We start from the raw sequence: 9,920 nt of genomic DNA, 5'->3' as shown, positions 1-9,920 counted from the left end.
AAACTCAAACTAGCTCAAACACTGGATCACCGCAGACGGAAGAATGCGATGTCCAGCAACAACCACCCACAAAAGTGAAGTGGCCGCACCAAATATTATTTGGCACTGACATTCATCGGCACACTGTTGAGTTCTCAAAGAACACGCACACACCATCGATCCCGAACCTTCCGGTTCGTTCACTCCGGGGTGACTGTTCATCAGGAGGTCTCTTCGACCTCCGGAGCCACCGACCTTACCAGAAGAATCGGGGGCTCGTAACCAAGTTCAGGCGCCTTCGTCCAACCTCGTTGTCCCGTTCCTCTCGGCCCGGGTCGGTGTCCGTGTCGCTCTGACCTGGAATAAGTTACGCGAGGATCAACTGCCTGCCAAATCGCCTGGTCAAAGGGGGTAGGCTTCGATGAAAGCCCAGGTGGATGTCCTCGAAAGGTGCCGACCGGACGGAAATCACTTCCGGTGACGCCGGGCACAGGGCCCGACCAGGGATTTCTCCCTAGTGCGACAGGAGTCGGCCTTCCTCGACACCCACCCGCTCGATGGTTCCGCCGAGTTCCTGAAGGATCTCGACGAACCGCGGATAACCACGGTCGATGTGGTAGACGTCGTGCACTTCCGTGACCCCGTCCGCACACAGGCCGGCGAGCACCAGACCTGCGCCCGCACGGATGTCCGATGCCCACACGGGAGCGCTCGACAACTGCTCCACTCCCCGCACGACCGCGTGGTGGCCGTCGGTGCGGGCGTCCGCTCCGAGACGCACCATCTCCTCGACGAACCGGAACCGTGCTTCGAAGACGTTCTCGGTGATCATCGACGTCCCGTCGGCGATGGCCGCGAGACCGATGGCCATGGGCTGCAGGTCGGTGGGGAATCCCGGATACGGCAGCGTCGCGAAGTTGACGGCACGGGGCCGCTCCTTCTGCACGACGTGGAATCCGTCTGCCAACGGCATGACTTCGGCGCCGGCACTGCGCAACTTGTCCAGCACCAATGCGAGGTGCTTCGGATTGACGCCGCGGACGGCGATATCGCCCCGCGTCATCACCGCTGCGATCCCCCACGTCGCCGCAACGATCCGGTCGCCGATGCACCGGTGCTCGGTGGGACGGAGGGACGAGACTCCCGAGACCCGCAGCGTCGTACTGCCCGCACCGGTGATCCGTGCCCCCATGCGGACGAGCATGTTGCACAGGTCGACGATCTCGGGTTCGCGGGCCGCGTTGTCGATGGTCGTGTCCCCTTTGGCGAGGACCGCGGCCATGAGGATGTTCTCCGTCGCTCCCACCGAAGGGAACGCCAGACGAATGGTGGCACCGTGCAGATCGTCCGCTTCCGCGACGACGCATCCGTGCTCGATCGACGAATGGGCGCCGAGCAGTCGCAGACCCGCCTGGTGCATATCGAGCGGACGGGAGCCGATGGCGTCGCCGCCGGGCAGCGCCACGATCGCCTTGCGGCAGCGTGCAACCAGCGGGCCGAGTACGCAGACCGACGCCCGGAACTGCCGCACGGCCGCGAAGTCGGCGCGATACTCGGGTTCGGCAGGGGTCGTGATGCGTACGGCGTCGCCTTCGAGTTCGACCTCGCATCCGAGTCCACGCAGGACATCGGCCATCAGGGGCACGTCGAGGATGTCGGGGCAATTGGTGATCGTGGTGGTGCCCTCGGCGAGCAGTGCCGCGGCCATCAACTTGAGGACGCTGTTCTTGGCACCCCCGACGACGACGTCGCCGGAAAGGCGGCTCCCACCTGTGACAAGAAAGCGTTCACTCACAACGACACAGCGTAACGGGCGTGTCCGCAGGAAGAGCAGAGCCGGTACCGTGACGCTCATGGCAGTCCACCTGACACGGATCTATACGCGCACCGGAGACGACGGAACGACGGGACTCAGCGACTTCTCGCGCGTCTCGAAGAACGACCCTCGTCTGGTCGCCTACGCCGATTGCGACGAGACCAACGCGGCGATCGGTGTGGCGCTCGCACTGGGAGCACTCCCGGAACGGCTCGTCCCGGTACTCCGTCAGATCCAGAACGATCTCTTCGATGCCGGCGCCGATCTGTCGACGCCCGTGGTCGAGAACCCGAAGTACCCGCCGCTGCGGATCACCCAGCCGTACATCGACCGGCTCGAGGGTTGGTGCGACGAGTTCAACGAGGAGCTGGAACCGCTCAACTCGTTCATTCTTCCGGGCGGTACGCCGGGGGCTGCTCTGCTGCACATCGCCAGGACGGTCGCACGGCGTGCGGAGCGGTCGGCATGGGCAGCGGTGGACGCGGCTCCGGACGATACGACCGTCCTGCCGGCGAAGTACCTGAACCGGCTCTCGGATCTGCTCTTCATCCTGTGCCGGATCGCGAACCCGGACGGCGACGTGCTGTGGAAGCCGGGAGCGGGCGCGTGAGGAAGTCCCTCTAGAGGGGGCGGCGGCGCTGCGACCGGCCGTCGGGCCTGGATTCGACCCAGGACATGAAGGCCATCAAAGCGCCGCTGTCGAGCGCGATCTCGTAGGAGTCGTCGCGGTCGATCACATCGAGGATCACGATGTCCTCGGTCATGATGTCGAATTCACTGCCTTCCGGCTTGCGCCGCGAACGCACATCGATGCCCTGACGGGTCAGGCGAACGTCGGGTCCGGGCCGAAGGCTCGACAGCTTGAAGAAGGCGAGTGTCTCGTCGCCGTACCGAACGATTCCGTGCCTCCAGCCGGAACCCTCGTTCTGAGGCATCACTCGCAGAATGGCGGCGGTACCCCCGCCGCGCAAGGTGAAGAGGCGGTACAACAAAGCCGCGACGGAGACCGCGAGCAGCACCACAAGGATANGGCTCCGTCGCGGCTTCTCGTTGTTCGACGATCAGGCTCGTTCGACAGCCCGCAGGCGGCCGCGGGCCGCTGCGATCTCCGACTCGTCACGATCTGCATCGTTCAGAGTCGACTTGGCTGCCTCGACGTCGATGTCCTCCACGCGGTCGGCGGCTTCGGCGAGCACCGTCACCGTCGTCGCGGTCACCGAGAGGAATCCGCCATGGACGGCCATGACGATCCGCTCACCGTCCGCGGTCCTGACGGACACGACGCCACCCTCGACGAGCTGGCCGAGCACGGGCTCGTGACCGGGCATGATGCCGATCTCGCCCTCGGTGGTCTGGGCGGTGACGAGAGTCGCCGATCCGGACCACACACGCTCCTCGACGGCAACGATATCCACGCTCATCTCAGCCACGGTGGCCTACTTTCCGGCGATCTTCTTGGCTGCAGCCTCGACGTCGTCGAGTCCACCGCAGCTGTTGAACGCCTGCTCGGGCAGGTGGTCGAACTCGCCCTTGCACACGCGGTCGAAGGCCTCGATGGTGTCGGCGAGCGGCACGACCGAACCCGGCTGACCCGTGAACTTCTCGGCGACGATGAAGTTCTGGCCGAGGAACTTCTGGAGACGACGGGCACGGGCGACCGTGACCTTGTCCTCTTCGGAGAGCTCGTCCATACCGAGGATGGCGATGATGTCCTGCAGTTCCTTGTACTTCTGCAGGATGCGCTTGACCTCGTTGGCCACCCGGAAGTGGTCGGCACCGACGATGCCCGGCTCGAGGATTCGCGAGGTCGACGTCAGCGGGTCCACAGCGGGGTAGATACCCATCTGCGAGATCGGACGCGAGAGCTCGGTGGTCGCATCGAGGTGAGCGAACGTCGTGGCCGGCGCGGGGTCGGTGTAGTCGTCGGCGGGCACGTAGATCGCCTGCAGCGAGGTGATCGAGCGGCCACGCGTCGAGGTGATGCGCTCCTGGAGCTCACCCATCTCGTCTGCCAGCGTGGGCTGGTAACCCACGGCCGACGGCATACGGCCGAGGAGGGTCGAAACCTCCGAGCCGGCCTGCGTGAAGCGGAAGATGTTGTCGATGAACAGGAGCACGTCCTGTCCCTGGACGTCGCGGAAGTACTCCGCCATCGTCAGGGCCGACAGAGCGACGCGCATACGCGTGCCCGGCGGCTCGTCCATCTGGCCGAAGACGAGGGCGGTGTCCTGGAGGACGCCCATCTCTTCCATCTCGAGGTGGAGGTCGGTGCCCTCACGGGTGCGCTCACCGACGCCGGCGAACACCGACGTACCGGAGAACTCACGCGCGATACGGGTGATCATCTCCTGGATCAGAACGGTCTTGCCGACACCGGCACCACCGAACAGACCGATCTTGCCGCCCTTCACGTACGGGGTCAGCAGGTCGATGACCTTGATGCCGGTCTCGAGGATCTCGGTCTTGCCCTCGAGCTGGTCGAAGGCCGGGGGCTTGCGGTGGATGCCCCACTGCTCGCCGTCGCGTCCGGTGCCCGGCGCGTCCAGGCAGTCGCCCAGCGCGTTGAACACGTGGCCCTTGACGACGTCGCCGACGGGAACCGAGATCGGCTTGCCGGTGTCGCTGACGGGGGCGCCACGCACCAGACCGTCGGTGGGCTGCATCGAGATCGTGCGGACCAGGTTGTCACCCAGATGCTGCGCGACCTCGAGGGTCAGGGTCTTCGCCACGGACGGCAGAGTGACCTCTGCGTGCAGGGCGTTGAACAGCTCGGGCACGGCGCCACGCGGGAATTCCACGTCGACGACGGCGCCGATGACGCGGACGACGCGCCCGGCAAGGGCCGACGCCGCACCGGCGTTGTTGTCGGTTACTGCTGCGGTCATTGTGGTTCAGTCACTTCCTGCACTCGAGGCGAGCGCACCGGCACCGCCGACGATCTCGCTGATTTCCTGGGTGATCTGGGCCTGGCGGGCCTGGTTCGCCTGACGGCTGAGGGTGTTCACCAGTTCCGTGGCATTGTCCGTCGCGGCCTTCATGGCGGTACGACGGGCTGCCGACTCGGAGGCCGCCGCGTCCAGCAGCGACGCGTAGATCCGCGTGCTGATGTACTTCGGCAGGAGAGCCTCGAGCAGAACTCCGGCCTCCGGCTCGAAGTTGTACACGGCCTGCGGTCCCTCGGTGTCCGTGGCGCGGCGTCCGTCGGTGAGCATGTCCTCGCCGAGGTCGATCTCGTCCTCGGTGATGCTCACCTCGAGCGGAGCCATCCTGCGAACCTGGGGGGTCTGGGTCAGCATCGACACGAAGCGGGTGTAGACGATGTGCAGTTCGTCGACGCCCTCGATGGTGCCCTCGCCGTTCGGGGCGGGCACCTCGGTGCCCGAACCCGCCATGAACAGCTCGACCAGGTGACGGCTCGCCTTCGCGGCGTCCGTGTAACGGGGGTCCTGCGAGAAGCCCGTCCAGGCAGCGGCCACTTCACGCTCACGGAACGTGTAGTAGCCGAGGCCCTTACCGCCCATCACGTACAGCACAGGCTCCTTGCCCTCGCTGAGGAGCAGCTGACGCAGCTCCTCGGCTTCCTTGAGGACGTTGGAGTTGTAACCGCCGGCCATACCGCGGTCGCTGGTCACGACCAGCACTGCGGCACGCTTGGGGTTCTCGCGCTCGTTGAGCAGGGGGTGATCCAACGAGGCCGACGCACTCGCCAGCTCGGAGAGCACCTTGGTGATCTCCTCGGCGTACGGCTTGGACGCTGCCACTCGGGCCTGGGCCTTCGTGATACGCGACGTCGCGATCAGTTCCTGCGCCTTGGTGATCTTCTTGGTCGAGTTGACCGACTTGATCCGCGAGCGCAGTTCGCGCAAGTTCGCCATTCGTCGATCACACTCCCTTCACTGGACGCTGGGTCATGGACTCCCCGCTCACTTGCGAACGGTGGTGCGCTTGACGGAGACCTGCTCCTGCTGGACCTCGTCGGCACCGAGGGCCTCGGCCTCTGCCTCGTTCACGACACGGCTGCCGTCGGAGGCGATGAAGCCCTCCTTGAACTTGGCGGTCGCGGCGCGGAGAGCTTCGATCGACTCGTCGGACAGGGCCTTGCCACCGGCGATCTGCTCGTAGACGCCTGCGGCGTTGCGGTGCAGATCCTCGAGGAGCTCGGTCTCGAAGCGACGCACGTCCTCGACCGGAACGGAGTCGAAGACACCTTCGCCGGCGAGGTAGATCGACACGATCTGGTCCTCGACCGCGATGGGCGCGTACTGGTCCTGCTTGAGGAGCTCGACGAGACGCTGACCGCGCTCGAGCTGAGCCTTCGACGCGGCGTCGAGGTCGGAAGCGAAGGCGGCGAAGCCTTCGAGCTCACGGAACTGCGCGAGCTCGAGACGCAGCGAACCGGAGACCTTCTTCATGCCCTTGGTCTGGGCGGCGCCACCGACTCGGGAAACCGAGATACCGACGTTGATGGCGGGGCGGACACCCTTGTTGAACAGGTCGGACTCGAGGAAGACCTGGCCGTCGGTGATGGAGATGACGTTGGTCGGGATGTAGGCCGACACGTCGTTCGCCTTGGTCTCGATGATCGGCAGGGCCGTCAGCGAGCCGCCACCGAGCTCGTCGGAGAGCTTGGCGGAACGCTCCAGCAGACGCGAGTGCAGGTAGAAGACGTCGCCGGGGTATGCCTCGCGGCCCGGCGGACGACGCAGCAGCAGCGAGATGGCGCGGTAGGCCTCGGCCTGCTTGGTCAGGTCGTCGAACACGATGAGGACGTGCTTGCCCTGGTACATCCAGTGCTGGCCGAGGGCCGAACCGGTGTAGGGGGCGAGCCACTTGAAGCCGGCGGAGTCGGAGGCCGGAGCCGCGACGATGGTGGTGTACTCCATCGCGCCGTTCTCCTCGAGTGCCTGCTTGACACCCGCGATGGTCGAACCCTTCTGGCCGATCGCGACGTAGATGCAGCGGACCTGCTGCTTCGGGTCGCCGGTCTCCCAGTTCGCCTTCTGGTTCAGGATCGCGTCGATGCAGACCGCGGTCTTGCCCGTCTTGCGGTCGCCGATCACGAGCTGACGCTGGCCGCGGCCGATCGGGGTCATCGCGTCGATGGCCTTGATGCCGGTCTGCAGCGGCTCCTCGACCGGCTGGCGCTCCAGCACGGTCGCGGCCTGCAGCTCGAGGGCGCGGGTCTCATCGGCTTCGATGTCGCCGAGGCCGTCGATCGGCTGACCGAGCGGGTTCACGACGCGACCGAGGAAGTTGTCGCTCACCGGCACCGACAGAACGTCGCCGGTCCGCTTGACTTCCTGGCCTTCCTCGATGGTCTGGAAGTCGCCCAGGATAACGGCACCGATCTCGGTGGCCTCGAGGTTGAGGGCCACACCGAGGACGCCACCGGGGAACTCCAGCAGCTCGTTCGCCATCGCCGACGGCAGACCGCTGATGTGCGCGATGCCGTCACTGGTGTCGACGACCACGCCGACCTCCTCGCGGGAGGCCTCCGGGGAGTAGCTCGCGGTGTAATTGTCAATCGCGCTACGGATCTCGTCGGAGGAGATCGTCAGCTCCGCCATGTTCTTCCTGCTCTCGGTATCTGGTCTTCGAAAAGATCTATGTGTGTGTTCGGTAGTGGACTACGTGAGGCTCTTGCGCACTGCAGCGAGTCGACCCGCGGCACTACCGTCGATGACCTCGTCGCCCACCCGGACGACCAATCCACTGAGAAGCTCGGGATCGACCTCGACGTGCACCGTCACAGGCTTCCCGTAGATGCGGGTCAGGGTCGCGGTGAGCCGCTCCTCCTGCTTCGCATCGAGCGGTGCCGCGCTGCGGACGTGCGCGACGGCACGGTCCCGCTGGGCCGCGGCGAGCGCCGACAACTCGTCGAACGTCTCGGCCGGCGACTTGCTCAGCCGACCGACCGCGTGGACCGCCAGCGCCTCGGTGACTGCGGTGACCTTGCCGTACAGCAGGCGCGTCAGCAGATCACGCTTGGCCGAAGCCGGGGTGCTGCGATCCGAGAGCGTCTGCTCGAGTTCGGGGTCGCCTGCCACGATGCGACCGAGGCGGAACAGTTCGTCCTCGACGGTGTCGAGCTGGTCCTGTTCCGCTGCGGCCTTCAGCAGTGCCTCACGGCCGAGCTGGACGAGCGAGCCGGTCAGGTCGGACTGTGCCGACCAGTCCTGCCCCGCTGCGGCCTCGACGGTCGCGAGGGTCTGGGCCGAAACCTTGCCGCCGAAGACCTGCTCGGCCAGCCGCTCGCGAACGGCAGCCGGGGCCGAGGCGTCGGCCAGCGCGGTCCGGAGGGCCCGCTGGCTGTCGAGCGCCTCGACCACCGAGAAGAGTTCGGAACCGGCCTGAGCCGCAGCGGCAGTCGCGGCACCCGAGCCCAGGGCGGACTGCAACGCGGAACGCGTATGAGCGAGTGCCTCACGGCTTGCTGCGTACATGGTGCTCACTTTCCGGATGCAGAGTCAGCGCTGAGGGAGTCGAGTTCGTCGAGGAACCGATCGATCGAGCCGGCACGCTTCACGTCGTCCGCGAGCGCTTCGCCGAGGATCTTCTCGGCGAGATCCACGGAGCTGCGTCCGAGATCGCTACGCAGCTCGGCCACGATCTGCTGGCGCTGGGCCTGCAGCTGGTTGTGACCGGCGGCGACGATACGGTCGCTCTCCTCCTGGGCCTGCGCCTTCATGTCGGCGATGATCTGCTGGCCCTGTGCACGGGCCTCTTCACGGATCTGCGCCGCCTCGGTGCGGGCCTCGGCGAGCTGGCTACGGTACTGCTCGAGCGCGGCCGCAGCCTCCGCCTGAGCTTCCTCTGCCTTCTTGATGCCGCCTTCGATCAGCTCCGAACGCTCGTCGAGCACCTTCTGGAACATCGGAAGCACGAACTTCCAGAAGACGAATCCGACGAGGATCAGGGCGACCAGCGACCAGACGATGTCGTATGTCGCGGGGAGAAGGGGATTGGGAGTCTCCCCTTCCTCTGCCGCGAGGATCAGGATGCTGTCAGCCATTGTGATCGTCGGATCAGAAGATGAAGCCGGCGACGATGCCGATCAGCGCGAGGGCCTCGGTGAATGCGATACCGAGGAACATCGTGGTGCGCAGCTGGCCGGCCATCTCGGGCTGACGAGCCATGCCCTCGATCGCCTTGCCGACGACGATGCCGATGCCGATGCCGGGGCCGATGGCGGCGAGGCCGTAGCCGATGGCGCCTGCACCCGAGATCGTGGTCTCCTGGGCGAGGACGTCTGCTGCCTGAAGCGCAACGCTCATTGGTGTTCCATTCCCTTTCTTGTGGCTCGGCCCCGGGAGTCGGCAACCGAGTCAGTCTTTGTGTAGATGTGGGTCGTGCCGTTCGTCGAGCTAGTGCTCTTCGGCGTGCAGGGCCAGATCGATGTACACCGCGGTGAGCAGCGCGAAGATGTAGGCCTGCAGGACGATCACCAGGAGCTCGAAGAAGGTGAACGCGATTCCGCCGATGAGAGAACCGATGCCGAACACCTTCATGAAGCCGTCGGAATCGAAGAAGAAGAACTGCGTGGCACTGAAGAACAGCACGAGCATGATGTGACCGGCCAGCATGTTGGCCATGAGACGAATGGTCAGCGTGAACGGCCGCAGAATGAACGTCGAGACGAACTCGATCGGGATCACCAGCACGTGGAGAGCGGGCGGCAGGTTCGGGATGACGATGCTGCTCTTGACGTAGCGGAAGAATCCGTACTTCTTGATGCCCACATAGTTGAAGACGATGTAGGCGAGTGCCGCGAGCACGATCGGCATACCGATTCGTGCGTTGGACGAGATGTTGAGGAACGGGATGACCGATGTCAGGTTCAGACCGACCACCAGGAAGAAGATGGTGACGATCACCGGGAGGAACCGGCGTCCCTGTTCCTTACCGAGGATGTCCTCGGCGATATGGATCCGGACGAAGTCGAGCATGATCTCGGCGACGTTCTGCACGCCCCGCGGCACGATCTTCGGACTCCGCAGCGCGAAGAAGAAGAACAGCGCGACGATCAGGGCGACGGCGACGCGGATGAGCATCAACCGGTCCATCTCGAAGGGGGTGCCTTCGAACAGGACTGCCGGTGGGAAAAAATCAGCTAGTGACGGCGCGT

General features: G+C 65.4%; 11 protein-coding genes. 1 reads left to right on the top strand and 10 read right to left on the bottom strand.

The features are described from left to right. Positions 1 to 493 precede the first annotated feature (493 nt). Complete coding sequence (gene murA, locus ACLBYD_RS11570; protein WP_447816535.1) at positions 494 to 1,774, bottom strand: UDP-N-acetylglucosamine 1-carboxyvinyltransferase; 1,281 nt, start codon at positions 1,772 to 1,774, stop codon at positions 494 to 496. 58 nt (positions 1,775 to 1,832) lie between these two features. On the opposite strand from murA, the gene ACLBYD_RS11565 reads away from it, so the two are divergent. Then, positions 1,833 to 2,405, top strand: a complete 573-nt coding sequence (locus ACLBYD_RS11565) for a cob(I)yrinic acid a,c-diamide adenosyltransferase (protein WP_447816534.1) — start codon at positions 1,833 to 1,835, stop codon at positions 2,403 to 2,405. A 10-nt stretch (positions 2,406 to 2,415) separates the two neighbouring features. Here the strand turns inward: ACLBYD_RS11565 and ACLBYD_RS11560 are convergent, their stop codons facing one another. The 9 genes from ACLBYD_RS11560 to atpB form a co-directional block, all read right to left on the bottom strand. Continuing rightward, a complete protein-coding gene (locus tag ACLBYD_RS11560; protein ID WP_447816541.1) occupies positions 2,416 to 2,823 on the bottom strand; it encodes a DUF2550 domain-containing protein in 408 nt (135 codons plus the stop codon). 33 nt (positions 2,824 to 2,856) lie between these two features. Next, positions 2,857 to 3,225, bottom strand: a complete 369-nt coding sequence (locus tag ACLBYD_RS11555; protein WP_006552597.1) for a F0F1 ATP synthase subunit epsilon — start codon at positions 3,223 to 3,225, stop codon at positions 2,857 to 2,859. A gap of 6 nt (positions 3,226 to 3,231) precedes the next feature. After that, the gene (gene atpD / locus ACLBYD_RS11550; RefSeq protein WP_016692470.1) at positions 3,232 to 4,680 is read right to left on the bottom strand and encodes a F0F1 ATP synthase subunit beta; all 1,449 of its coding nucleotides are present in this window, start codon (positions 4,678 to 4,680) and stop codon (positions 3,232 to 3,234) included. Positions 4,681 to 4,686: 6 nt separating this feature from the next. Beyond that, entirely contained in the window at positions 4,687 to 5,670 is a 984-nt protein-coding gene (locus ACLBYD_RS11545; protein WP_059383709.1) for a F0F1 ATP synthase subunit gamma, read from the bottom strand. A 48-nt stretch (positions 5,671 to 5,718) separates the two neighbouring features. Further along, entirely contained in the window at positions 5,719 to 7,362 is a 1,644-nt protein-coding gene (gene atpA, locus ACLBYD_RS11540; protein WP_059383708.1) for a F0F1 ATP synthase subunit alpha, read from the bottom strand. Positions 7,363 to 7,422: 60 nt separating this feature from the next. Continuing rightward, positions 7,423 to 8,238 carry a F0F1 ATP synthase subunit delta gene (locus ACLBYD_RS11535; RefSeq protein ID WP_447816533.1) on the bottom strand — a complete coding sequence of 272 codons (816 nt, stop codon included), beginning with the start codon at positions 8,236 to 8,238 and terminating at the stop codon, positions 7,423 to 7,425. Positions 8,239 to 8,243: 5 nt separating this feature from the next. After that, positions 8,244 to 8,807: a F0F1 ATP synthase subunit B gene (locus tag ACLBYD_RS11530; protein WP_006552592.1), complete on the bottom strand. Its 564-nt coding sequence runs from the start codon at positions 8,805 to 8,807 to the stop codon at positions 8,244 to 8,246. A gap of 13 nt (positions 8,808 to 8,820) precedes the next feature. Next, positions 8,821 to 9,069 (bottom strand): ATP synthase F0 subunit C, encoded by a 249-nt coding sequence (locus tag ACLBYD_RS11525; RefSeq protein ID WP_006552591.1) that lies wholly within the window; start codon positions 9,067 to 9,069, stop codon positions 8,821 to 8,823. Positions 9,070 to 9,159: 90 nt separating this feature from the next. Continuing rightward, a complete protein-coding gene (gene atpB, locus ACLBYD_RS11520; RefSeq protein WP_006552590.1) occupies positions 9,160 to 9,858 on the bottom strand; it encodes a F0F1 ATP synthase subunit A in 699 nt (232 codons plus the stop codon). Positions 9,859 to 9,920: the final 62 nt, after the last annotated feature.

Source organism: Rhodococcus sp. C26F, assembly GCF_053345925.1.
Note: the sequence above shows the minus strand (reverse complement) of the source record. Positions and strands in the feature narration are given on the sequence as shown.

Bases quoted from the DNA above. Each gene is read 5' to 3' on its own strand.
- ACLBYD_RS11530 (WP_006552592.1), bottom strand. From the start codon at position 8,807: ATGGCTGACAGCATCCTGATCCTCGCGGCAGAGGAAGGGGAGACTCCC.
- atpD (WP_016692470.1), bottom strand. From the start codon at position 4,680: ATGACCGCAGCAGTAACCGACAACAACGCCGGTGCGGCGTCGGCCCTT.
- ACLBYD_RS11525 (WP_006552591.1), bottom strand. From the start codon at position 9,069: ATGAGCGTTGCGCTTCAGGCAGCAGACGTCCTCGCCCAGGAGACCACG.
- ACLBYD_RS11565 (WP_447816534.1), top strand. From the start codon at position 1,833: ATGGCAGTCCACCTGACACGGATCTATACGCGCACCGGAGACGACGGA.
- ACLBYD_RS11545 (WP_059383709.1), bottom strand. From the start codon at position 5,670: ATGGCGAACTTGCGCGAACTGCGCTCGCGGATCAAGTCGGTCAACTCG.
- atpA (WP_059383708.1), bottom strand. From the start codon at position 7,362: ATGGCGGAGCTGACGATCTCCTCCGACGAGATCCGTAGCGCGATTGAC.
- ACLBYD_RS11535 (WP_447816533.1), bottom strand. From the start codon at position 8,238: ATGTACGCAGCAAGCCGTGAGGCACTCGCTCATACGCGTTCCGCGTTG.
- atpB (WP_006552590.1), bottom strand. From the start codon at position 9,858: ATGGACCGGTTGATGCTCATCCGCGTCGCCGTCGCCCTGATCGTCGCG.